20 protein-coding genes and 1 pseudogene are annotated in these 23,801 nt (G+C 71.7%); 14 read left to right on the plus strand and 7 right to left on the minus strand.

Annotation, left to right across the window (positions count from 1 at the left end; genetic code table 11):
* Positions 1–5 precede the first annotated feature (5 nt).
* The 10 genes from AC1DSO_RS00795 (at position 6) to AC1DSO_RS00840 (ending at position 13,569) form a co-directional block, all read left to right on the plus strand.
* Positions 6–638, plus strand: a complete 633-nt coding sequence (locus tag AC1DSO_RS00795; RefSeq protein WP_477067020.1) for a hypothetical protein — start codon at positions 6–8, stop codon at positions 636–638.
* Entirely contained in the window at positions 635–2,173 is a 1,539-nt protein-coding gene (locus AC1DSO_RS00800) for a hypothetical protein (protein ID WP_477067021.1), read from the plus strand. Before AC1DSO_RS00795 ends, AC1DSO_RS00800 begins: the two co-directional genes overlap by 4 nt.
* Complete coding sequence (locus tag AC1DSO_RS00805; protein ID WP_477067022.1) at positions 2,170–3,768, plus strand: hypothetical protein; 1,599 nt, start codon at positions 2,170–2,172, stop codon at positions 3,766–3,768. Before AC1DSO_RS00800 ends, AC1DSO_RS00805 begins: the two co-directional genes overlap by 4 nt.
* Positions 3,765–4,319: a hypothetical protein gene (locus AC1DSO_RS00810; RefSeq protein WP_477067023.1), complete on the plus strand. Its 555-nt coding sequence runs from the start codon at positions 3,765–3,767 to the stop codon at positions 4,317–4,319. The genes AC1DSO_RS00805 and AC1DSO_RS00810 overlap by 4 nt, the downstream gene beginning before the upstream one ends.
* A complete protein-coding gene (locus AC1DSO_RS00815; RefSeq protein ID WP_477067024.1) occupies positions 4,316–7,093 on the plus strand; it encodes a hypothetical protein in 2,778 nt (925 codons plus the stop codon). The genes AC1DSO_RS00810 and AC1DSO_RS00815 overlap by 4 nt, the downstream gene beginning before the upstream one ends.
* Positions 7,090–9,675, plus strand: a complete 2,586-nt coding sequence (locus tag AC1DSO_RS00820; protein ID WP_477067025.1) for a hypothetical protein — start codon at positions 7,090–7,092, stop codon at positions 9,673–9,675. Before AC1DSO_RS00815 ends, AC1DSO_RS00820 begins: the two co-directional genes overlap by 4 nt.
* Entirely contained in the window at positions 9,672–10,058 is a 387-nt protein-coding gene (locus AC1DSO_RS00825; protein WP_477067026.1) for a hypothetical protein, read from the plus strand. Before AC1DSO_RS00820 ends, AC1DSO_RS00825 begins: the two co-directional genes overlap by 4 nt.
* Positions 10,055–12,304 (plus strand): protein kinase domain-containing protein, encoded by a 2,250-nt coding sequence (locus AC1DSO_RS00830; protein ID WP_477067027.1) that lies wholly within the window; start codon positions 10,055–10,057, stop codon positions 12,302–12,304. Before AC1DSO_RS00825 ends, AC1DSO_RS00830 begins: the two co-directional genes overlap by 4 nt.
* On the plus strand, positions 12,301–13,032 hold the full coding sequence (locus AC1DSO_RS00835) for a hypothetical protein (protein ID WP_477067028.1): 732 nt from the start codon (positions 12,301–12,303) through the stop codon (positions 13,030–13,032). The genes AC1DSO_RS00830 and AC1DSO_RS00835 overlap by 4 nt, the downstream gene beginning before the upstream one ends.
* Positions 13,033–13,164: 132 nt before the next feature.
* Entirely contained in the window at positions 13,165–13,569 is a 405-nt protein-coding gene (locus tag AC1DSO_RS00840) for an SWIM zinc finger family protein (protein WP_477067029.1), read from the plus strand.
* On the opposite strand, the gene AC1DSO_RS00845 is transcribed toward AC1DSO_RS00840, so the two are convergent.
* Together AC1DSO_RS00845 and AC1DSO_RS00850 are read right to left on the minus strand one after the other, a co-directional pair.
* Positions 13,566–14,048: a GFA family protein gene (locus tag AC1DSO_RS00845; protein WP_477067030.1), complete on the minus strand. Its 483-nt coding sequence runs from the start codon at positions 14,046–14,048 to the stop codon at positions 13,566–13,568. The genes AC1DSO_RS00840 and AC1DSO_RS00845 overlap by 4 nt on opposite strands.
* A 44-nt stretch (positions 14,049–14,092) precedes the next feature.
* Positions 14,093–14,797, minus strand: a complete 705-nt coding sequence (locus AC1DSO_RS00850; RefSeq protein ID WP_477067088.1) for an NAD-dependent deacylase — start codon at positions 14,795–14,797, stop codon at positions 14,093–14,095.
* 158 nt (positions 14,798–14,955) lie between these two features.
* Here AC1DSO_RS00850 and AC1DSO_RS00855 point away from each other — a divergent pair, with 158 nt between their 5' ends.
* Both AC1DSO_RS00855 and AC1DSO_RS00860 read left to right on the plus strand, forming a co-directional pair.
* The gene (locus tag AC1DSO_RS00855) at positions 14,956–16,098 is read left to right on the plus strand and encodes a ferritin-like domain-containing protein (RefSeq protein WP_477067031.1); all 1,143 of its coding nucleotides are present in this window, start codon (positions 14,956–14,958) and stop codon (positions 16,096–16,098) included.
* 125 nt (positions 16,099–16,223) lie between these two features.
* Positions 16,224–16,748, plus strand: coding sequence for a lipocalin family protein (locus tag AC1DSO_RS00860; RefSeq protein ID WP_477067032.1), 525 nt, complete (start codon positions 16,224–16,226; stop codon positions 16,746–16,748).
* Between the two features lie 117 nt (positions 16,749–16,865).
* Here AC1DSO_RS00860 and AC1DSO_RS00865 read toward each other — a convergent pair whose 3' ends face one another.
* On the minus strand, positions 16,866–17,939 hold the full coding sequence (locus AC1DSO_RS00865) for an alpha/beta fold hydrolase (protein ID WP_477067033.1): 1,074 nt from the start codon (positions 17,937–17,939) through the stop codon (positions 16,866–16,868).
* Between the two features lie 82 nt (positions 17,940–18,021).
* Here AC1DSO_RS00865 and mmcB point away from each other — a divergent pair, with 82 nt between their 5' ends.
* Positions 18,022–18,477 carry a DNA repair putative endonuclease MmcB gene (gene mmcB, locus AC1DSO_RS00870; protein ID WP_477067089.1) on the plus strand — a complete coding sequence of 152 codons (456 nt, stop codon included), beginning with the start codon at positions 18,022–18,024 and terminating at the stop codon, positions 18,475–18,477.
* A gap of 5 nt (positions 18,478–18,482) precedes the next feature.
* Here the strand turns inward: mmcB and AC1DSO_RS00875 are convergent, their stop codons facing one another.
* Together AC1DSO_RS00875 and recQ are read right to left on the minus strand one after the other, a co-directional pair.
* Entirely contained in the window at positions 18,483–18,809 is a 327-nt protein-coding gene (locus AC1DSO_RS00875) for a hypothetical protein (protein WP_477067034.1), read from the minus strand.
* 46 nt (positions 18,810–18,855) lie between these two features.
* Positions 18,856–20,703 carry a DNA helicase RecQ gene (gene recQ / locus AC1DSO_RS00880; protein WP_477067035.1) on the minus strand — a complete coding sequence of 616 codons (1,848 nt, stop codon included), beginning with the start codon at positions 20,701–20,703 and terminating at the stop codon, positions 18,856–18,858.
* A 256-nt stretch (positions 20,704–20,959) separates the two neighbouring features.
* Between recQ and AC1DSO_RS00885 the strand changes: the two genes are divergently transcribed.
* Positions 20,960–22,921 (plus strand): transglycosylase domain-containing protein, encoded by a 1,962-nt coding sequence (locus AC1DSO_RS00885; protein WP_477067036.1) that lies wholly within the window; start codon positions 20,960–20,962, stop codon positions 22,919–22,921.
* Between the two features lie 13 nt (positions 22,922–22,934).
* Here the strand turns inward: AC1DSO_RS00885 and AC1DSO_RS00890 are convergent.
* Positions 22,935–23,042: pseudogene (locus AC1DSO_RS00890) on the minus strand (hypothetical protein); the annotation flags it as partial.
* Positions 23,043–23,055: 13 nt separating this feature from the next.
* On the minus strand, positions 23,056–23,775 hold the full coding sequence (locus AC1DSO_RS00895) for a M48 family metallopeptidase (protein WP_477067037.1): 720 nt from the start codon (positions 23,773–23,775) through the stop codon (positions 23,056–23,058).
* Positions 23,776–23,801 lie beyond the last annotated feature (26 nt).

Genomic DNA, 23,801 nt, shown 5'->3' on the forward strand with positions numbered 1-23,801 from the left:
GAACGATGGCGGACGGCCATTTTCCAGACGTCGAACTTCTGCGGCGCGAACTCGCGGTCCTGATCCTCGAATGGGCCGGGAAGGCGGTGAAGGACGATCCGGACGGCGCGATGTCGACCGCCCTGACCCGCGCCGTGAGCGAAGCCGCTCGCGGCGCCGTCGCCGAACAGCATCAGATCCTGACCGCCGACGCCGCCGATCGGATCGCCGAGGCGCTCGAACGCCGTGGCAACGCCGGTGGCATTTTACGGGTCGCGTCCCCCTGGGGACTCGGCCTGATCGCCGTCGCCATGATCGCGCTGCTGGTCGCCGCCTTCCTGCTCGGCGTGCGGACGGGCAGGACCGAAGGCGCCCTGGCGGCAGCGGCGCCGCCGCCGGCCGCTTCCACCGCCGCTCCGATCGCGCCGCTTGTCCCGGAACCCGACGCGCCGGCGCGGCCTGCGCCCCGCCCCACGACCGAGCAGCCGCCTCCCGCTCAGCGCGCCGTTCCGGCCCCTGCGAAACCCGCCTCACGGACTCAGCCGCGCGCGCTGGGACGTCCCGCCACGACCAGCGGCGACGCTTCTGCGCATTCGACCCAGCCGGTCGGCGCCGCCACGGCCACGCCGGCCGCTCCGACACCGGCGACGCCCCAATGACCGCCTTGGTCCCGACCGCCGTCATCGGCCCGAAGGCCCAGGGCCGCAACTACGGCCTGCGCCGCTACGCCGGTCCCCGCCTGACCTCCGAAAGCCAGGCGGGCCTCGCCGACTTCGCCCTCTCCCTCGCCGGATGGGCCATGCTGCGACGGCGCCGTTTCGTGGCCATGCTGCCGCTGGCCGGCGACGGTTCGTGCTTCGCCGTGGCGCGGGCGCGTCACCTGGGCGAGGGCGAACTTGGCCCCGTGGCCGTCGCCCATTTGCTCGTCGTCGACGCCGCCTTGCTCGAGGCCCTCGACTGGGCTTCGCCCCGCCTGCTGCGTCTGTTGCCCGAACCGGAAGACGCCGCCTTCGGCCTCGAGCCGATCATGGTCTCGCCCGGCGACCTGACAAACGCCGTCGCCCGGCCGCTGACCGCGTCACGCGTGGGCTGGGGCGACGTCGCCGTCGACGTCGGCGACGAGGATCCCGAGGCGGCGCTCTGCGCCTTGGTCGAGGGCGTCGAGTCCCCGGCCCGACGGTCGCGCCTGACCGGATGGGCCAGCACCAGCCTGATCGCCCCGGCTGGCGATCTCGACCCGGCCCGCGCCTTCCGGCTCGTGACCCACGCCTCGGCCGAGAGCCCGGCGGCCTTCCAGGCCACGCATGAGCTGCTGTCGCTCAAGGCTCTCGCCGAACCCACCCTGGCCTGGAAAGCATGGCTGAAGTTGGCCGCGATCGCCGAGCGGGAGCCGGCCGCCGCCGCCCTGCGCTCGGCCCGGTGGTCGCAGGACAAGGCCCGCCTGCCCGCCGACGACGTGATGTTCGAGGAGATCGCCTCGGCCTGCGCCGCGCTGACCCCCGCGGCGATGATCGCGCTGCTGCGCGCGGTGATGCGCCACGCCGGCGGCGCCGACGCGGTCAGCGTGGCGTTGCGCGAGGGCGTTTCCGAAACGTTCAACGCCGTGGTCGCCGTCGCCGACGCGGAGGGCGCCGCCTTCTATGTGCGCGGGCTGGTCGACGGCGCCGATCCCGTCGCCCTCACCGCCTTGCCGGGCCTGGACGCAGTGATGGCCAGGCCCGCCGTCGCGGCGTGGTTGGGCGATATCGTCCACCGCCTGGACCTCACCGGCGTGGTTCGCCTGTGGGCGGCCCGGCTCGCGGCCGATCCCGCTTTCGCCGAGGCCGTCGCGGCGGTCGGAGCCCCGTTCCTCGACGCCGCGCTCGACGCCGCCCTGGCCCGCCTCGACGACGAGGACACGCGGTGGCTGGCCGGAACCTTGTTGCGCCTGCGATGCGCGCGCGGGACGCTGGAGGACGCTCGCCTTCGCATCGCCCTTTCGGCCCTGCTCGCCGCGCCGCCGGCCAGCGCCGACGCCGCCCTCGCCGACCCGGGAGTGCTGGAGGCCGCCAAGACCTTCGCCCCTGAGCTGTCGGCCACGCTGGCGGCTCGGGCCATCCCCGCCGGCCTGCGCCAGGCGCGCCATCCGGCCGAGTTCACCCGCGCCGCCTGGGCCCTGGTCGCCGCGACCAGCGCGGAGAGGGCGGCGCGATGATCTATTGTGAAGTGTGCACCAACGCGTTCTCCGGCGAGGACTTCGCCGACTGCCCGCATTGCGCCCTGGCCGAGGGCCGCGCGGCCACGCCGGCGGTTCGCGCCTCCGACGCGCCCGCCCCTACCCCCGGGGTGACCATGGGCGAGGTGATCGACACCCTGCGCCGCATGACGCCGCCAGAAACGTCACCTCAGACGCCGCCCCAGACACCGCCCCAGGCGCCGCCGACCTCCGAGCCGCAGCCCCCCGAGGGCCTGAGCGAAAGCCTGCGCGCGCTGGTCGAGCAGAAGGTCGATCAGGCCGCCGCCGCCGCGTCGGAAGCGCCGACCTTCGCGCCCGAACCGACCGAGGCCGATCCCGCCGCCAACGGCCCCATCCTCGGCCAGGCCGCCCGCGAACTGGACATCGAGACCCTGCGCCGCATCCGCGAGTCCGGCGTGTTCACCGTGGTGCTGCTGGGCTTTCCGACCGCCGGCAAGACCTGGTTCCTGAACCGGCTGAAGTACGAACTGCAGGAGGGCGACGCCTATGCCTGCTATCCGCGCCGCGCGCCGCCGGGCGACGTGGAGAACACCGTGCAGTTCACGGCCCACCGCTTCCGCAAGGGCGCCAACGACTTCTACGTCATCGACATCCCGGGCGAGCGCTTCCTGCGCGCCGTGGAGGGCTCGTTCCTCGGCGAGTCCAACACCTTGATGCGGCACGTGATCCATACCGGCCAAGCTTTCCTGACTCTGCTGCCGGCCGACGAGACCCTGCTGTCGGAGCTGGCCCACGACGCCCTGTGGCGCCGCGCCGCCGCCGGCGGAACCGCGGCCGTCGATCCGGCCGGCCTGCCGCCGGCCCAGGCGCTGATCGACCGAGTCGACACGCTGAAGCGCATGATTTCCCAGGCGCGCAAGGCGGCGGAGACCGGCGACGGCAAGGCTCAGGCCAAGCTCAAGACCCTGGTCCGCGAGCGCAAGCACCTGTTGGAGGGCGGCGTCGAGCAGGCGCTGCAACGCCTGGCCTCCAAGCACGAGGAGCTCGGCGAATATATCAGCGGCGTCGGCCTCATGGCCCAGTTGATGGTGGTGATGGAGGAGCGCGGCGGCCCCGACCTGGATCCGTCGATCGACGCCTACGCCGTGTTCGACCGCAGCCGCGACGCCGAGCGCAAGAAGCCGACCAAGCCGATGTTTATCGTCCTTTCCAAGAGCGACGACCTCACCCACCGCTCCGACGCGGTGCAATTGCCGATCCGCCGGCTGCTGCAGGGCCATCCGCGCGCGGCCCACCTGCTGCGCGTCCTCCGGCGCGAGCCGCGCAAGGCCGACGCCTTCGCGACCCTCAACGCCCTGCGCCCAGGGGTCGCGCGCCAGATCGACGAATGGTTCGCCCTCGCCAGCTTCCAGTTCGCCACCGCCTTCGAAGGCGTGGCGCGCGGATCGACGACCATCAACTACCGGCTGGGCCATGTCGGGGTCACCGAGCTGATCCGCGCCCTGCTGCGCCTGAAGGAACACACCGAAAAGCGGCGCGCCTGGGACGGGGTGGCCAGCCTGTTCCGTCGGCGTCAGCCGGCCGAGGCGCCGCTCGCGGAGCCGGCCCCGTGACCCGGCATGGCGGCGTTGGGTCGCTGGTCGCCAGCGGCCTCCTGGCGGTGCTGGCCGTGGTCGGGCTCGCCTGGGCTTTTGGCCTGGCGCCGCACCTGGGGACCTCGACGGTCGGCGCGGCCCCCACGCGGGGCGGCGGGGCATGGATCGAGCGCTTGGGCCTGTCACAGCTCGAGCCCTGGTCGTCGCCGACCCCGGCCTTCGCTGAGCGCCTCGCGGCCCTGGGCGACACGCCGCATGGCGCGGCGCTGAAGCGAGACCTCTGCCAGGGCGCCGGCATGGCCGCCGATCCGGCCTTTCGCGAAGCGCGACGGGCCCTGGTGCGCAACGACGCCGAGCTTTGTCCAGCGCCCCTCGAGCACCTGACCGCGGTCTCGCCGGTGATCGTGGCCGTCGGCCCGCGCCTCGGCTGGCCCTGCCTGGTCGCGGCGGCGATCGCGGGCGTGGGCCTGGCGCTGTGGCGCCTTCTGGCCCTGAAGCGGGCGCTCGACCGCTGGCGGTTGTTGGGTCGGTCCACCTTCGGGGCGGCGCGGAGGGCGGGCAGCGGATGAGCGGCGTCCTGCTGGGTGTGACCTGCCTGGCGCTCGGGCTGGCGTTCTGGCGTGTGGCGGCGGACGGCGCGCCGGCGCGGCGCAAACCCTCGGCCTGGCGGATGGCGGCCCTGGCCGTAGGCGTCGCGGCGCCGGCCGTGCTGGTCGTGGGATGCCTGTTGACGGCGGCCCTTCAGGGCCGGACGGGCGAGCTTCGCCTGTCCCTGGTTCGGCTGACGGCCGAGGTCCGGCAATTCCCGCTGCGACTCGGCGGCGACGCCAGCCGCGACGACCTGGTCGTTTCCCGGCTGCCCACCGGCTTCGCCACGGTCGAGCCCGATCTTTCGCGCGGCGGCGAGGCCCCGCCGCTGGCCCTGATCATCGCCGGCTCCGACGCCGCGCCGCCGCAGACCGTGATCGGCCTGCGCCAGGGCCGCCGCCTCGCCTGGCCCACCGCCCTGGCCTTCACCGACGGCGACGCCGTCTGCGTCCAGGCGCCCTGCGAGAAGGCCGGCGCCGCCTGGGCCATGCTGCGCGGGCGGGTCCTGGTCCCCGCGGACTGGCGCGACGGCGAGGTCGTAGCACGGCCCGAAGCCGCCGCCGGTCCGGCCATGCCGGCGCGCAAGACCCTGCTGGCCTTCGGCGGCGTCAACGATTGGACCCCGGTTCAGGCGATCCATCCGTTGCGCGATTTCTTCCCCCGTAGAAGCGCCCCCGACTCCGGCGTGCTGGCCGATTGCGATCGCTGGCTCTGCGTCGGCAAGGCCGGAGCCCGCGCGCCGGCCCGCAGCTTCCTGTTTCAGCAGGGCGGGTTCGGCGGCTCGGCCTGGTCGATCCTTCTCGTCGATCCGGGCGCGCGCATCGCGCGCGGCGGCCGGGTCGTTCCCTACGCCGCGCCCGCGCCGATCCCGCTCGGAACCGGGATCACGGTGGAGATCTTCGAGCCGCGCTTCGTCGATGGCGTCCTCGATGGGCCCGACGCGCGCCGCGGCCGTCTGCAACTGCGGCGCGGCCTGACCCTGGCCGAGCGCGACGGCCAGGCCGAAATCGCCTTCAGGACGCCGCCGACCGAGGTCGTCGGCCATTGTGACCCGACCGGGACGCCGCGACGCCTCGGGCTCGAGGCGGCCATCGTCGGCGGCCTCACGGCCGATGCTCTCCGCTCGGCACCTCCCGCGCCCCAAGGACCGGCCTGCGGGCGCTTCACCCACGCCAGGCTGGACGCCCCAGCCGCCGGTCCTGCCCTGCGCACCGCGCATCTGGCGCTGGATCGGCTGGCGACGCCCTGGCCGGCGGTTTTGATCATCCTCGCCTGGACCGCCAGCCTCCTCGTCGTCGGCCGGGACCTGTTCCATCGCCGCCCGGCCTTGTGGACGATCCTCAGCCTGCTGCATCTGCTGCTGGCCCTGCGGCTGCTGATCGGCCTGGCCGCCGCCGAGGCCGATCCGACGCTGGACTGGCGCGAGATCCTCGGCGACGCCGCCGTCGCCTATGTCGCCGTGCCGGCCGCCCTGCTGGCCTGGACGCGGGCCGGCGAGCCACGCCAAGCCGGCGACCTGACGCTGGATCTCGCCCCGCCGCTGTCCGCCGCCGCCGTGCTGGCCTGGACCCATCACCTCAGCGTCCTGACCCTGCTGCTGATCGCCGCCTGGGGCGTCGCCGTGCTCTGGCGCGCCGCGAACACGCCGCCGGCCAGAGGCGCGGCCCCTTCGGCCCTCGGCCGCCTCGCGGCGCGCTGGCGGCAGCGGCCCGCCTCCCGATCGTCCTGGCTGTCCGGCGTCCTGCTGCTGGTCATCGTCCTGGTCGTCCGCCTCGCGGTCGGGGCGGTCGGCTGGAAGGAGCGCATTGATCTCGGAGTCACGGTGCTGGCGATCAGCGTCGTCTACACGCCCTTGATCCTGGTCGGCTTCGGCCGCGTTCTGGCCGCCAGCGAAACCCGGCCGACCGGATGGCTCCGTCCGGGCGTCTTCTGGACGCTGCTGGCCCTGGCGACCTTCGCCGTCCCGTTCACGGTGCGCGACAGCGGCTACGCCCTGATGTTCCTGCCGATCGCCGGAGTCGCCGCCGGCCTGGCCTGGCGCCGACGGATCGCGCGTTTCCCGTGGACGGCGCCGGCGGCCGCGGCGATGGCCGTGCTGCTCGTCCTGCCCGTCCTGGGCGCCGTCGGCGCCGCCCGCGCCGACCGCCTCGGCCAGACCGCCCAGATGTCGCGCGGCCAGATGTCGTCGGGCCTGAACGATGAGCAGGCCTTGGCGTCGCTGGACCGTCAGGCCAAGGCCAGCCAGAACCTGCTGCGCCTTTACCTGATCGCCGCCCCCGAGGCGTTGGGCGCGGACGCCTCGACCGAGGCAGAGGCCCTGAAGATCTGGTCGGCCCAGCTTTCGGACTATACGGGCTCGCTGTTCGGCCGCGGCTACCTGTCGCCCGCCAATCTCACGGCCCTCAAGCCGGTGCAGGCCACTGACAACCTGACCGCCATCCACCTGATGTCGCCGTTCGGGCGCCTGGCGACCGGCCTGCTCCTGGCCCTGCTGGCGGTCGCGCCGATCGCGGTCTGGGTCATGACACGCCCGGCTGTTCTCGACGCCCGACGCGCCACGGGCCTTCTGGCCCTGTGGTGCCTGTTCGGCGCCGCCGCCTACATGACCCTGGCCAACCTGCAGCTGGTCCCCTTCACCGGCCGCAACGCCTATCTCCTGGCCCCGACCTCGGGGGGCGACCTGCTGGAGGGGGCGATCCTGGTCGCCCTGGCCGTCTGGGGCCTGGCCGAACACGCCTCGGAGGCGAAGCGATGAGCCGCCGGCCGAAACGCCTCAACGGCTGGGCCCGGGCCCTGGCCATCGCCACGCCATTGGTCGCCGTCGTCGCGCTCGTCGCCGGGGCTCCGGCGGTGCTCGCCGCGCTCGGACGGCCGTCGGGCCAGGGTGTCGCCAGCGGCTATGATCGCCTGGTCGACGCCATCGCCCAGCGGCAATGGCTGTCGGTGCGCTACGACGCCAACGGCGAGCCGCGGATCGCCTTGCGCGACGGCCCGGTCGGCGACGACCGGCGTCTGCGCGCCTTCGTCAACGAGTCCTATTTGCGCAACGACCTCCAGGACCCGGCGGTCTGGCGTCTCAGCGATGACGGCCAGTGGGTCGAGGGCATCGATCCTTACGCCCATCAGCTCGATCGGCCGTTCTCGGGCGGCGGCGGCTGGAGCGGGCCAATCCTGTTCCGCGCCGGCCCCTCGCCAGGTCCGCGCCTGCAGCCGCTGGGCGAGCCGCCCCCGCCACCGATCGTGCTGGAACCGCGAGGCGCGCCCGCCGCCGCCTGCGACATCCTGATGCCCACGCGCCGCGTGAGCGCGCCCGGGCCGCGTCGCGCCCTCTCGATCTGCCTGAAGGACGGCGACGCGCCGCCGCACGCCGTCGGCTCGGTGATCCTGGTCGGAGACCAGGCTGTCGTGCGCGTGCAGACCCCGTCGATCCTGGAAATCCGGGTCGGCGGCCGAGACGCGCGGCCCCGCGCCGACGGCGAAGTGGCCCTGACGCCCCTCCCACAAGGCGAGACCCTGACCCTACGGACCGGTCAGTCGGTGCTGCGGCTGCGCCTCGACGGCGGGCCGACCGACATCGCCCACGGCGAACCCTCGGGCGCCCGCGCTTACTTCCCGGCCCTGCGGCCCCTGGCGCAACCGGTCGAACGCGCCATGGCCGGTCGGCCGCCCAAGCCCCTGCGGCTGTCGCTCGACGCACGCTTGCAGCAGACGGCGCAGGACGCCCTGTCCGCCGGCGTCGCCACGGTGCGCGCCAGCCCGTCCCCCGACACCAAGCCGGAGCCCGGCGACGCCTTCAAGGCCGCGGTCACGGTGATGGACACGACCAGCGGCCAGGTGTTGGCCGTCGCCTCCTGGCCCCTGGTTGAGAACGACCTTACGCCCGCCCAGCGCCGCACGCGCCGAGGCCGGAACCTGATCGACCAGAACCACAATTTCGAGCGCCTGCCCGTCGGCTCGATGGCCAAGGGGCCGTTCTCCCTGGCGATCCTCGACGCTGATCCCGGTTTGGCGACCCTGAAGATGCAAGGCGGCGTCAAGGGTCGCATCCGCACCGTGCTGGGCATGGACCTCGGCAAGGGCGGGTTCGACAATCACGGCCTGGGCATGACCGACTTCCCGACCTTCCTGGAGCATTCCAACAACCGCTACGCCCTGGCGCTGATGATGTTGGCCTATCGCGATCCGGCCGCGCCGCCCGGGCCGGCGCGCGCCCAGCCGCCGCCGGTCGAGGCCTGGTCGCTGGACGGGCGCGCACGCACCGACACCCCGCCCTTGCCGGTGTTCGGCGAGGCGCAGGCGCCAGGGCCGTTCGGATGGGTCCTGCGCCCACCACCCGGACGCGGCCCGGCCTGGACCGATCGCCTGGCTCGGCTGTTCGACATCGACGCCGGCCAGGGCGGCGGCTGCCACTACGATGTCGGCGTCTGGCGGGGCCTGACCGGGACGACGCCGCCCTGCGCCTCGCCGTTGGCCGGCGCCGCGCCGGAGCGCGAGCATCTCGGGTTCGACGCCGTCGCCTCCTTCCGCAACGACTATCTGATGGCCGTGCTCGGCGGCAGCCGCTCGACCTGGAGCGCCATCAAGATGGCCGAGGTCTATTCGCGGATCGTCACCGGCCGCCAGGTGCGCGCCCGCCTCACCCCCGCCGCCGATCCGCCGGCCGCCGACCTGCCGATGCGCAGCCCRCAGGTCCGCGCCACCATGCTCGACGGCCTGTCGCGCGTGGTGAAGAGCGGCACCGCTGCCTGGCTCGGCCGCGAGTTCGCCGGCATGGGCTACGGACCGGACGTCGCCCTGTTCGGCAAGACCGGCACCATGAAGGTCGCCGGCGAGGCGCCGAGCGAACCGGGCGCGATCCTGCTGCGGCAGCTGGCGCGCAGCGACTGCGGCTTGCGATGGGACGCGGCGGCCGGCGTGCTGAAGTTCGGCTTCGTCGCGCCGCGGAACCGGGCCGAGGCGGCGCGACAGATCCTGAACCTCAAGGAGACCCGCTGTCGGGTGCGTGTCGCGGGGCGCCGCGACCTTGCCGACCAGGCGGCGGCGGAGATGCAGCGCTACGCCTGCGGCTACCGCAACTGCCAGCCGGGGGACTTCGAGCCCGAACCCGACGGCCGCGTCGTCACCCTCCCGCTGCGTCCGGTCGAGCCTCCACTGCTGGACGGGCACGCCATCGCCGTGGTCGCCGTGCGGCAGGTCGACGGTCGGCCCGTGCGGGGCCTGACCATCGTGGTCAATCTGCAGGACAAGCGCCAGGCCGAGACGCCCGCCCTGGCGGTCGCCGCGGCCATCCTGCGCTCGCCCGCCGCCCATGCCTGGATCGCCGGAGGCGGGACATGACGCCCTGGATCCCGCGCCTCGGCGTCGCCGCGCTGTGGCTCGCCGCCATCGGCCTGGGCGCCTGGACGGCCCGGCCTTCGCCGGCGCCGCGTGTCGACGCCACCGCGCCGCGCTGGCTCACCGTAGAGGTCGCGGCCGACAGCCCCGCCGCACGCGACTGGCCGCACTTCTTCGCCTGTTCCGGCCTCGCCGCCGACCCGGTCCTGATGCGGGCCACCCTCGGACTCAACGGCGGAGGCTCGGAAAGCGTTTGGCGTAGGGACGGTTCGGACACGCCGATCCGCGTGGCCCTCGTCCCCATCGAGACTCCGGCGGCGGGCCAGGCCGACCGGATCATAGAAGCGGCGACCCGGGCCGTCGCCGACTGTGGAGACACGCCATGACGGTCCTTCGGACCGAAACGCCGCTCCGCCTGAAGGTCGAGGGTTTCCGCAAGCCCCTGCGCCTGCGGCCGCTGCGCCGCGAAGGCGCCCTGGAGACGTTCGCGGTCGAGGGCGAAAGGCTGGAGGCCGTGCGCTTCGCCCCGGCTGGCGTCGTGCGCGACGCCGGCGGCCGGCTGACGGCCCTCCCCGACGTGGCCGACCTCTACGCGGCGGCGCAGGACGCTTTCGAGGCGCTTGGCCGGAAGCTGCGGGCCGCCGCGCCACGCGCCGCCCTGCCCGTCGAGGACGTCGTCCGCGCGGCGAGCGGCTGTTTCTGGCTGCAGCCGCCGCCCGGCCCATCCCTCGAGGCCTGGTTGGCCGGTCACCCCGGTCCCGTGGCCGAGCCGGTCGTCGCCGCCTTCGCCCACCGCCTGGCCGAAGCGCTCGAGGCGCTGCACACGGCCGGCGTCGTCCACGGCGATCTTTCGCCTCGGGCCGTACTGATCGATGGCGGCGAGGTTCGCCTGACTGGTTTCATGGTCGATCGCCGTCCGTTCTTCCGCCTGTTGCGCGGCCAGCAAGGCCTGGTCGAGCCGGGCTATGCGCCGCCGGAGGCCCATGACGGCGCCCTGCGCCATCCCATCGGGCCGGCCGCGGATCTCTACGCCGCCAGCGCCCTGCTCCAGCGCTTGCTCACCGGCCACGCGCCGCCGGCCGCCAACCTCGCCGCCCGCGTGGCCGGCGACAACGCCTGGCCGAACGGTGTCGTGGTGTCCGCCGGCCTGCGCGCCGGGATCGAGGCAGGCCTGGCGCCCACCGCGGCGGATCGCCCCGCCAACGCGGCGGCGTGGTTGGCCGGCCTGGACCTCGGCCCCGAACCCGAGGAGAGCCCCTGGTTCGACGGCTTGGCGGAGGCGCCGCCGGCCCCCCCATCGCCAGAGCTGGACCCGGAGACCGATCCGTTCGTCGTGCCGCCCTTGCCGGCGGCGGAGGCCGATCCGTTCGCGCCGGCGCCGGGCGCCGCCGAAGCGCCGCTGACGCTCGCCCGCGAGACGCCGGCCCGTCGCCGGCGGGGCCTGTGGACCGCCGCCGGCCTCGCAGTCGTGGGCGTGGCCGTGGCCGCCGCCCTCGTCGGACCCAAGCTCAATCCGCGCGCGCGAACCCCGTCTCGCGCCGAGGCGCCCGAAGCCGTCGCCCCCGCCGCGCCGACCGGCTGCCAGTGGCTCTCGGCCGCCGATGGCTGGCGCCTGCGCTGCGCCGACGCGCCGGCCCAGGGTCTGCGCTTGCCCGAACGGTTCGACGCCCAGACGACGGCGCGGGCCGCGGCGGGCGAGCCGGCGGCCATGGAGCGACTGGGCGCCTTCTATCGGCTGCGGGCCGGCGAGACGGCCAATCTCGACCGTGGCGGCTACGCCTATCAGGCGCTGGGCTGGCTGCAGCGCGCCGCCTCGGCCGCGGAGGACGGCCGGCCCGACACGGCGCGGGCGCGAGACGACGCGGCCCTGGCGCTGGGCCAGATGCTGGCCCACGGCGAAGGCGGCCGCGCGCCGGACCCCGCCGCCGCCGAAGCGCGCCTTCGCCAGGCCGCCGCCGGCAGCCGGGCCGACGCCGTGCTCGCGCTGGGCCAGCTTCTGGAGTCGCAGGCCGGCGGCGACGCCGATCGACTGGCCGCAGCCCGCGGCCTCTACGCCCGGGTGGCCCAGCTCGGCGACGGTTCGATCCTGCAGCGCGAAGGCGAGCGCGGCCTCGCCCGCATCGACGCCGTCGCCAAGCCGCCGCCGGTCGAGATCGAGGCGCGCCCCAAGCCGCCGGCCAACAAACCCGCCGAGGCGCCGGTCGAAGAAAAGCCGGCGCCGAAGCCCGCCCCGGTGCGGAAGGTCATCCCGCCCAAGGCCAAGCCGTCGCCCCCCAAACCTGCCGTCAAGGCCGTCGCGAAGCCGCCCGCCCCGAAGGTCGAGCCGCCCAAGCGCGCTGCGCCAGTCGTCCCCGCGCCGCCGAAGCCCGCGCCCCCGCCGCCTCGACGCCCGGTCGCGCCCGTGCGCGCGCCGACGCCAGCGCCGGTCCTGCGCACCTGGACCGCCTCGACCTTCGTCAAGGTCGATCCGACGGCGAACTTCTCTTCCGCGGTGGAGCTGGCCGGCCGGGCCGCTTGCGACAGCGAAGGCGGCGAGACCCTGTCGGTCCGCGCCGGCGACACCCTCTGCCCCAACGGCGTCAACTACTGCCAGGTGCGCGCCGTCGCCACCTGCCAAGGAGCCAGACCATGATCCGAGCGACGCGATCCCTCGTGGCGGCGGCCGCCGTCGCGCTGTTGTCGGGCGCGACTCAAGCCCACGCCCAAAGCGCCTTTCGGGGCGATTGCGAACAGGCGCGGCGGTTCGCCGACTCCATCGCCTTCAAGGCGTCCTACCGCGGCGTGCAGCGCATGACGCCCCAGGCCGCCGACCCCTGTGGACGGGATGTGGTCGCGATCTACGACCTGAAACGGCGCAACGAATCCAACGCCAACTACGACCTGATCGGGCGCTATTATTATCTCTGGCCCGATAACGCCGCCTGCCGCGAGGAGGTCCACGACCGTCTGGCCGGCGTCGCCCGCATCACCCAGGAGGTGCGACCCAACGGCCTGCTCTGCGAGGTGCAGCTTCACCTCGACTTCGACGTGGCCGAGGACGAGAAATACGGCCCGAACCGGTTCTCCAAGCTTATCACTCTGGTCGGCGCCGACACCTCGCGCTTCGCCGCCACCGCGCCGGGCGAGACCGGCGCGACGGTCTTCTACGAAGCCCCGGCCCATGCGGTCGATCGCGCCGCCGGCCCCGCCGACGAGAATAGCGACGTCGTCACCGACCGCACCGAGGCGCCGCCGCCCGCCGCCGCCAATCCCTACGCGCCCACACGCCGCCAGTTCTTCGACCGGCGCCTGGGCCGCTTCTACTATTACGACCCGTTGCGCGAGGCCTACTTCTGGGAAAACGGCGAGCCTCGCGAGTAAGGCCCGCGCCGGCCAGCGACGGTTCGAAAAGCCTGGGTCGGCGACACGAACGACGGTATTGGATGCGCCCCCACACGAGGTCGGCCACCGTTCCGGCGTGTGGAACGACGACACCACCGCAGAGGACGAGGAATGAGCCTTTTCGATCTGGACGCCTGGCGCGAGCGCATGGACGAGCGCTGGTTCGAGAGCGGCGCGGCCATGGCCGAGAAAGGCGACGTCGACTTGGTGGCGATCGAGGACGAGAAGGTCACCGCCCACGTCACCGGCAGCGCCGGCGCCCTCTATGTCGTCGAACTGCGCGCCCCGGCCGGCGAGGGTTCATGCACCTGCCCGGGCTTCGAGAAGTTCGGAGCGTGCAAGCACCAGGCGGCCGTCGTCACCGCCGCCAACGCCGCCGACCTGTCCAAGGTCCGCGAGCGCATGTCCCGCCTGCGCGACGGCTTGGCGCTGGATAGCCGCGAGGCCCTGGTCGAGCGGCTGGTCGAGCTGGCGCGGGTGCAGCCGACCGTGTTGGCCGCGCTGGAAGACCGCTAGAGAAAGTCGTCGATCGCCGCGCGCTTCTTCTTCGGCTTCGGCCGCTCCCACATCACGCCCGGATAGCCCTTCAGCGGGACCAGCTTGCCGCCGGCATAGGCCCAGTCGGGCGTCTGGTCGAGCGAGGTGTGATAGCGCGCCTCGCGGCCGGTGCGGGTCGTGAACAGGGCGCGCGGCAGGTTGATCATGGTCGGGGCCCGCTTTCGCTCCATGAACAGCGGCGTGCCGCACCGGGCGCAGAAGCCGCGCGTGGTTCCTTCGTGCTCATAGCGGGTCACGACGTCCTCGCCGTCCAGCCAGCGAAAGCGGCTGCGATAGCTGCCGACATAGGTGGCGTAGGCGCAGCCCTGGGCGCGGCGGCTGGCTTCCGAATGGTCGTGATAGGCCCAGCGCGCCGGGACGCCGATCGCCAGGCGAACCGACCCGCACGCGCATTGGCCCTCGGCTTCCTCGGCGGGCGGCTTCAGCGGCTTGGGCATGGCGGTCTCCGGAACGCGAGCTGGCAGGAATACAGCCGTCGCTGTCAGCGTGATGTCAGCAGGCTGTCGACCCAGGCCGGCACGACCTCACTGGCCGGGCCGTAGAGCTTCTGGTCAAACACATAGGCGTTGGCCGAGGGCTCCAGATTGATCTCGCAGGTGGCGATCCCCATCGCCCGCGCTTCCGTGACAAACCCGGCGGCCGGATAGACCGAGCCCGAGGTGCCGATCGAGACGAACAGGTCGGCTACGGCCAGGGCGTCCTCGATCTCGTCCATGAACAACGGCATTTCGCCGAACCAGACGACGTGCGGCCGGGCGCCGCCGGCGCGACCGCACGCCTCACACACGGACTCGGCGGTCAGCGGCGCCAGGTCGGGCCGGGTGGCCCCGCAGGGATGGCAGCGGGTGACCGCCAGCTCGCCGTGCATGTGGACCACCCGCCGCGAGCCGGCCTTTTCGTGCAGGTCGTCGACGTTCTGGGTGCACAGATAGAGCTCGCCGCCGCGCGCGGTCAGCTCGGCCTCCAACCGGGCCAGGGCGAGGTGGGCGGCGTTCGGCGTGGCGCCGGCCAGGTTGGCGCGGCGGGCGTTGTAGAAGGCGCGAACCTTGGCCGGATCGCGGGCGAAGCCCTCGGGCGTGGCGACCTCGTTCAGGTCGTACTTCGTCCACACCCCGTCCTTGTCGCGGAACGTGCCCAGGCCGCTCTCGGCCGAGACGCCGGCCCCGGTCAGCACGAAGATCTTCATTCCCTTCACCAACTCACGCCTCGAGCGAACTTGACGCCGCCGTCATTTTTCATTTGACCCGCCCGCTGACTTGAGTTGACAGTGTTCAGATAGGTCGAGGATCCGCGCAAGACGGACCCGACCAATGGACGTCGACCCGGCCGATAGGGAGCGCCGCAATGACCGACCAAAATACCCAAGACCGGAACATCACCAAGGACGCCATGTACGACGCGGTGGCGCCGGACGACTTCGAGGCGATGCTCGAACTCGACCGCTACGGCAATCGCTCCAGCGCCTTCGACAAGATCATCGCCGCGACCCACGACCACTTCTGGGATCCGCTGGACAAGGCCTATATCGACTTCGACGAGCCGTTCGACATGGAGAACCAGGCCCTGGTGCCCGAGGATCTCGTGATCGCCCTGTCGACCGACTACGTTTCCGACCACCTGTCCGACCCCAAGCAGCGCATCCGCTTCATCAACCAGTCGGTGCTGCGCAGCTTCTCGTCGATCCTACACGGCGAGCAGGGCGCGCTGAACCTGTCGGCCAGCCTGTGCCACGTGCTGAAGGACCAGGGCGCGCAGGAATACGCCGCCAACCAGACGCGCGAGGAAGCCCGCCACGTCACGGCCTTCGCCAAGTACATCAAGGCCCGCTGGGGCAAGCCGGTCGCGTGCGGCCCGGCCTTGCAGACCCTGCTGGTCGAGATCATCGGCGCGCCCGAGGTCTACAAGAAGATCATCGGCATGCAGATGCTGGTCGAGGGCCTGGCCATGGGCGCCTTCGCCACCTTCTACAACCAGATCCACGATCCGGTCGGTAAACGCTTGCTGCAACTGGTGATGACCGACGAGGCCTTCCACCACAAGTTCGGGAAGATCTGGGCCGACCGCACGGTGCCCAAGCTGACGCCTGAAGAGCACGCCATCATCGAGGACTGGGCGGCCCACTGCTTCCAGACCCTGCTGTTCAACCTGGTCTCGCCGCACCAGCAGCTGGACCTCTACGCCGAGTTCGGCCTGGACCCCGACAAGGTAGTCGAGGAGTATGGGAAGATCATGACCGACGACCTGCGTCGGGAGAACATGAAGGAACAGACCAACATCTTCCGGGTGCTGGTCAAGACCCTGCTCAACGCCGGCATCATCACCGACCGCACCCGCGCCTTCTACGCCATGTATGTCGACATCGACGAGCTGAAGGCCGAGGGCGACCGGATGGTCGGCGACGACATCGCCGAGGAAGGCATCCGCCACCTGCAGGCCATCAACTTCAAGAACCGCCCCGCGGCCGCGATCGAGATCGCGGCCGAGTAAGAGAGAAGGTTCGGCGGGGTCAGCATCGCGGCCGAATAGGCCTTGCCGCTCGCATTATCGACCGCCCCGCCGGGAACGTCTGCGGGGCGGTTCGCGTTTGGGCCAACCTGTAGCAAGGTGGGCTCATGCGCCGGATCAAGACCACCGTCCTCGCCGTCATGGCCCTGGCCCTCGCCGCGAGCGCGGCGCTGGCCGGCGCCCCGCCGCCCGCCAAGCCGGTCACCGCCGACTTCTATTCCGGACGCTGGTACGAGATCGCCCGCACGCCCAATTTCGGCCAGCGCGACTGCGAGGCCCCGACCACCGACTTCACGGCGGAAGGAGCCGACTTCAAGGTTCGCCAGATCTGCCGTCGCGGCGGCCCCCATGGCGCGGAGAAGGTCTTCACCACCACCGGCCGGATCATCGACGGCAGCCAGAACACCCGCTTCACGATGAGCTTCCTGGGCGGCTTGAGGAAACAGGAATACTGGGTCCTCGACTGCGCCAACGACCACAGCTGGGCGATCATGGCCACGCCGGGCGGCAACTATGTCTGGCTGATCTCCCGCAAGCCCGACATGCCCGCCGCCACCAAGGCCGTGGCGATCGAGCGGGTGAAGGAACTCGGCTACGCCAAGCTGGAATATCCGGAGCACCCGCCCGTATGAAGCCGTCATCGCCGCGCTCGGCGCGCTGAGCCTCTCTATTGAACCGCCTCGAAAGTAGTCCTCACCCTGAGCTTGTCGAAGGGCGGGGATGGGCCTGCGGACTTTGAAGTTCGCGCCCTAACGCGCCAGCAGCTTCGCCAAATCCGTCTTCCAGAACTTGGCCGACGTATGGGTCCCGTGACCGCGCGTCTCGGTCGAGGCGGGGATCAGCACGAAGCGCGCCCTGGGCATGCGCTTGACCATCTGTTCGGCGAGGCCGAGCTCGGGTGGATTGATGAAGTCGTCCGCCGAATTCACCCACAGCACCGGCACGGTGATCTTCTCCAGCCCCGGCGAGGGATCATAGTCACGTGAGGCGTCGATGTAGTAGAGCGCGTTGTTGGCCTCGTAGCCGCCGGTCATGCGCGCGAAGGACTGGTCCAGCGCCTTCTCGGTCGCCTCGCGGGTGGGGTGCTGCGCCTGCAGCGCCATCGGATTGGCGCCGGCGATGATCTGCAGATCCGCCGCCGTGCGGATGCCGGCCATCGGCTGGGTCGCGTAGTCGCCGCCCATCCAGGCCGGGTCGGCCTTGATCGCGTCCATCGCCATCTTGCGCCACATCCAGTTGCGGCCGGCCAGGGCCACGGTGTTGCAGGCGAACGGCGCCAGGCGCTCGGCGAAGCCCGGATAGGTCTCGCCCCAGACGAAGGCGTGCATGCAGCCCATCGACGTGCCGAGGATCAGCCTGAGCCGCGTCACACCCAGGCCATCGACCAGCAGCTTGTGCTGCAGAGCGACCATGTCGTCGTAGTCGTAGTGCGGGAAGGCCATGCGCAGCCCGTCGCTCGGCTTGGACGAGGCGCCATGGCCGATGTTGTCGGGCAGGATCACATAGGTCTTGGTGATGTCGAGCGGCTGGCCGGGGCCGTACAGCTCGTCGGCGAACACCGGGACCAGGAAGTTCTTGCCCGACCCACCGGTGCCGTGCAGCACCATCACCGCATTGTCGATCTCGCCCTTGGCGTTGCGATGCGGCGTTCCCAGCGTCGTGTAGTGCAGCCTGGCCTCGGCCAGCTTTTCACCGGACTTGAAGGCGGCGTCGCGGACGATGAAGTCGCCCTCCTTCGTCGGCCAGTCGGCGGCCTGGGCCTCAAACGCCGTCAGGGGAAGGGTGAGGGCGAGCGCGAGCAGCGCGAGGGTCGAGCGGATCATGCGGGCGACCCTAGGCGTCGAAAGATAATGGTCAAGATCGGCCATCTTGATCCGCGAACAAAGCTGGAACAATATTGGGGCGATGGACGTGATCATCGAACTCCAGAGCCGCCCCGAGACCACCCTGACTGTAACGCGGGGGGCCGCGCGGCTGCTTGTCGACCTTGGCTATGCGCCGCTGGCCGAGGTGACCTTGCCGAACGGACGCCGCGCCGATCTGATGGCGCTAGGCCCCAAAGGGGACGTGCTGATCGTCGAGGTGAAGTCGGGACTGGAGGACTTCCGGGTCGACCGGAAGTGGGGCGAGTACGCGCCCTATTGCGACGCCTTCTATTTCGCCGTCGCGCCGCACTTTCCCGACGGCGTCCTGCCCGAAGAGCCCGGCCTGGTGGTCGCCGACGGTTTCGGCGGCGCGGTCCTGCGCGAGGCGCCGCTCACGCCCCTGGCGCCGGCGCGCCGTAAGGCCCTGACGCTGGCGTTCGCGCGCCTCGCCGCCTTGCGGGCGGCGGGCGTGCAGGCCGAGCGTCTAAGCTTGTAGGTCAATTAGTCGAGATTGCGGGCGATCAGGAAACCGATGCCCAGCCCGATCGCGAAGGCGCCGACGGCCACGCCGATCGGGTGCTCCTCGGCGGCGGTGTGGGCCACCTTGGCCTTCTCGCTGGTCCAGGCCGCGCCGACCTTGGCCTTCTCGGCCGCGAAGGTGCGGGTTTGCTGGGCCACTTCGGTGGCGGTCTCGCGCGCGGACTTCACGGCCTTGCTGACCGCTTCCTTGGCGCGCTTGGTCTTTTCGGCGGCCGCGGTCTTGACGCCATCGGCGGCGGCGGCGACCGACGAGGTGTCCGTCGGGTAGGGGCTGGTCAGGTCAGTCATGGGGAAGCTCCTCGGCTTGACCCGCTACCAACACCCGGCGGCCGGTTTAGTTCTCCCGCACGACCTTCAAAACCGCTTCGCCGTAGCGATCCAGCTTGCCTTGGCCCACGCCGCCGGCCTTGCCCAGGGCCGCCAGGGTGACCGGACGCGCGGCGGCGATCTCGGCCAGGGTGGCGTCGTGGAAGATGACATAGGGCGGCACGTGCTGGGCCTGGGCCTGCTCCTTGCGCCACGACCGCAGCGCCTCGAACAGCACCTGGTTCTCGGCCGGAATGGTCAGGGCCTTGCCCTCGCGGCGCTTGCGCTGGGCCCCGCCGGCCCGGCCGCCGCTCTCGGGGGCCTCGACCATCTGCCGCAGGGCCACCCGCCGCTCGCTGCGATAGACCTGGCGCACGCCCTCGACGTCGCCCAGCCCGATCAGCGGCCGGCCGTCGTTGGGGTCCTCGCGCAGCAGGCCCTCGAAGATCAAGGTGTCGAACAGGTCGCGCCAGACCGGCTGGCTGAGCTCGCGGCCGATGCCGAAGGTCGGCAGCTGGGCCTCCTGCGGCGTGACGTCCTTGGTCTTGCCCAGCAGGTGCTCGATCAGCCGCCCGCGCCCGAACCGGCCACCCATGCGGTGGACGGCCGACAGGGCCTTTTGCGCCGCCTGGGTGGCGTCGATCCCGGTCGGCGGCGCGACGCAGATGTCGCAGACGCCGCAGCGGTCCACGCCCTCCTCGCCAAAATAGCGGCGGACGGCGGCGGCGCGGCAGGTGACGCCCTCCAGCATGGCGTAGAACTGGCGCAGCTTACGTGACTGGGCCTGCTTGACCTCGTCGGGCGCGTCCTTGGTCTCGATCCGGCGGCCGGCCCAGGCCATGTCGGCCGAGCCGTACAGAGTGATGCCCTCGGCCGGCTGGCCGTCGCGGCCGGCGCGGCCGACCTCCTGCCAATAGGCCTCGATGGCGGCCGGCGGGTCGGCGTGGATCACGAAGCGGACGTCGGGCTTGTCGACGCCCATGCCGAACGCGATGGTCGCCACCATCACCGCCGCGTCGGCCTCCAGGAAGTCCTCCAGCCGGCGGGYGCGGACGGCCTTGTCCAGGCCGGCATGGTAGGCCACGGCCGGCACGCCCTCGGCGTTCAGCTTCTCGGCCAGTTTCTCGGTGGAGTCGCGGCTGCCGGCATAGATTACGCCCGCCCGGCCGGGACGTTCCAGAACCAGTTCGACCACCCGGTCATGGCCCTTGCCGCGCTTGCGCTCGGCGAACAGCGCCAGCTCGGGGCGGGCGAAGCTGTCGACGAACTCGGCCGCGCCCTGCAGGCGCAGTTCGGCGCGGATGTCGTCGCGGGTGCGGGCGTCGGCCGTGGCGGTGACCGCCAGGCGCGGGACGTTCGGGAACAGCTCGGCCAGCCGCCCCATCATCCGGTATTCGGGCCGGAAGTCGTGGCCCCACTGGCTGACGCAGTGGGCCTCGTCGACCGCGACCAGGGCCAGCGGCGTGCGGGACAGGCGGTCCAGCATCCACGGCTGCATCAGGCCTTCCGGCGACAGATAGAGCATGTCCACTTCGCCGGCGTCGATGCGCCGCCAGATGTCGGCGCGCTCGTCCATCGAGACGTTGCTGTCCAGCCGCTCGGCGGCCACACCCGCCTGGCGCAGGCCCTGGACCTGGTCGGCCATCAGGGCGATCAGCGGCGAGATCACCAGGCCCAGGCCGGGCCGGATCAGGGACGGGATCTGGTAGCACAGGCTCTTGCCGCCGCCGGTCGGCAGCACGGCCATGGCGCTGCGACCGTCCAGCAGCTCGTTGATCACCCCGGCCTGCATGCCTCGGAAGTCGGCGTGGCCGAACGTGCGCCGCAGAACGTCGCGGGCATGGTCGAGCTGGGGAGAATCGGGAGGAACGTACACGGGGGTTCTTTTGGCAGCCTCGGACGGCCAGGCCAAGCCGGACGGGACGACTTCGGGGACCGCTTGTGACGAGGCCAAGGACGTCATGATCGTTCGCTGTTTGTTTCCTCAATTATAGGTGGCAACATGGCGCCAAGAGACCGCCGCCACAAGCGCGCCTTAAGCTTCGTTCACTTCTCGTCAATCTTGTCGCGCGTTGTGTGGGCTTGGGCTAAACCGAACGCGCTTCACAAGGCGCGCAGGATACAGGACGACCATGGCGAACGGACCTTTCGGCGGGAACAAGGCGGCCAAGCCGCAGCGCACCCCGCTCCAGGCCCTGGTCTATTGGGGCACGGTGCTGGGCGTCTGGGGTCTGATCTTCGTGGTCGCCTTCTTCGCGGTGTTCGCCAGCGACTTGCCGGACACGTCCAAGCTCTACGACGTCAAGCGTCAGCCCTCGATCAACTATCTGGATCGCTCGGGCGCCCTGCTGGCCGTGCGCGGCAGCCAGTACGCGCCGCCGGTCGATATCGACGCCCTGCCGAAATACGTGCCGGCCGCCTTCGTGGCGATCGAGGACCGCCAGTTCTATCACCACTTCGGCTTCAACCCCTGGGGCATCATGCGGTCGCTGGCGTGGAACGCCACCCATGACGGCCCCCAGCGCGGCGGCTCGACCATCACCCAGCAGCTGGCCCGCAACCTGTTCCTGAGCCCGGCTCAGAACTACCGGCGCAAGGCCCAGGAGCTGATCCTGGCCGTCTGGCTGGAGATGAAGTTCTCCAAGAAGCAGATCCTGGCCCTGTACATGAACCGGGTCTATTTCGGGGCTGGCGCCTACGGCATCGAGGCCGCCTCGCAGCGCTATTTCAACAAGCCCGCCGACCAGCTGACCATCGGCGAGGCCGCTCTGCTGGCCGGCATGATGAAGGGCCCGGCCCGCTATTCGCCGGTCTCTGCCAAGGACCGCGCCGCCCGCCGCGCCACGATCGTCCTGGACGAGATGGTGCGCATCAAGGCCATCACCGCCGACGAGCGCGACGAAGCCTTCCGCACCCCCGTGCAGGTCTCGGCCACCCTGGCCAACCAGCGCGCCCAGTATTTCACCGACTTCATCGACGCCCAGGTCCGCTCGCTGGTCGGCGAACCGACCGAGGACCTGGTGGTCGAGACCACGCTGGACCTGCCGATCCAGGTCTCGGCCGAACGCGCCGTGAAGCTGGGCGTCGAGGGCCACGGAGCTCAAGGCGTGCAGCAGGCGGCCCTGGTGGCCATCGACGGCGAAGGCCGCATCCGCGCCTATGTCGGCGGGGCCGACTACGCCGACAGCCAGTTCGACCGCGCCACCACCGCCCGCCGCCAGGCCGGCTCGGCCTTCAAGCCGTTCGTCTACCTGACCGCCATGGAACAGGGCCGCAACCCGTCGGTGATGGTCGTCGACGAGCCGGTCAAGATCGGCAATTGGGAGCCGAAGAACTACACCAACAAGTACCTGGGTCCGATGACCCTGCAGACGGCCCTGTCCCAGTCGATCAACACAGTCGCCGCGCGCCTGGCCAACGAGGTCGGCACCAGCAACGTCGCCGCCACCGCCCGGCGCCTGGGCATCACCAGCAAGATCCAGCTGGACCCGTCGATGGCCCTGGGCGCGGTCGAGGTCTCGCCGATGGAGATGGCCCAGGCCTACGCCCCGTTCTCGAACGGCGGCTTCCTGGCCAAGGGCTACGGCATCGAGCGCATCCGCACCGCCAGCGGCAAGGTGCTGTACGACCACAGCGTCGAGAAGCAGGCCCGCTCGGCGGTGATCGGCTCGCCGGCCCTGCAATACATGAACCAGATGATGCGCCAGGTCGTGGCCGCGGGCACCGGCACGCGCGCCAAGGTCGCCGGCTACGACATCGCCGGCAAGACCGGCACGACCAGCGACTACAAGGACGCCTGGTTCGTCGGCTACACCGGCGGYTTTGTCACCGCCGTCTGGACCGGCAAGGACGACAACACCCCGATGAAGCGGGTCACCGGCGGCGGCGCCCCCGCCGAGGTCTGGCGCACCTTCATGGCCGCCGCCCTGCCGCGCCTGAAGGCCACCCCGATCCCCGGCGGCGTGGTCGAGCCTCCGCCGATCGCGCCGACCGACCCGATCGGCGACCTGATCGATCCGGCCCCGACGCCCGAAGGCCCGGCCGCCGAAACCCCGCAGGGCGCGCCGCCGCCGGCCGACCAGCTGCCTTATTAAGATCTGAGAACTCAATCCTCCCCCTCGCGGGGGAGGTGTCGGCGAAGCCGACGGAGGGGGAAGAACCCGGATAGCCCGAACTTCCCCCTCCGGCCTTCGGCCGCCTCCCCCGCTGGGGGGAGGATTTTTGGACCCTAAGCCCCGATCGCGTGCAGCTCCGCCGCGTGCGCTCTCAGCCACGCGCGATGCGGCGCGGGGTCGCCGACCAGCTGGTGGCACAGCGCCCAGAAGTGCGGCCCGTGATTGGCCTCGATCAGGTGGGCGCATTCGTGGGCGACGACATAGTCGGCCACCGCCGCCGGGGCCAGGATCAGCCGCCAGCTGTAGCGGATCGCCGCCGGCGCGCGCGGCGTGGCCGGCCGGCACGAGCCCCAGCGCGCCTTCGGATCGGCGATCGCCACCGAGGGCATCGGCCGGTTCAGGGCGGCCGCGTGGACGGCGGTGCGCTCGGTCAGTACCGTCAGAGCCTGGCGCTTGGCCAGGCGGACCACTTTCAGACCCCAGTTGGCGTCGTCGGGCGCGATGATGCGGTCGCCGTCGATACGGGCCCGGCCGGAACCGACCTCCAGCCGATAGGGCTGGCCGTAGAGGCGCAGGATCCCACCGGGCGCGACGCTCATCCGCTCGGGCAGAGCGGCCAGCTGCTTGGCGATCCAGCCGGATTTTTCCTGAGCGAAGGCCACGGCCTCGTTCAGGCGGCGGGGCGTGGGGGCCAGGGCGACGATCTCGGACTTGGCCCGGTCGACGCGCAGCGAGATCCGCCGCGCCCGGCCGTCCACCCGCAGGCGAACCGGCCAGCCGCCGATCTCCAGTCGATCACCGTCGGAAAAGCGTTGGGCCTTGAGCGCGAACATCGGGCCCTAAGATCGTGTGCGCCGAG

It is taken from the genome of Caulobacter sp. P4_E5, assembly GCF_056401555.1.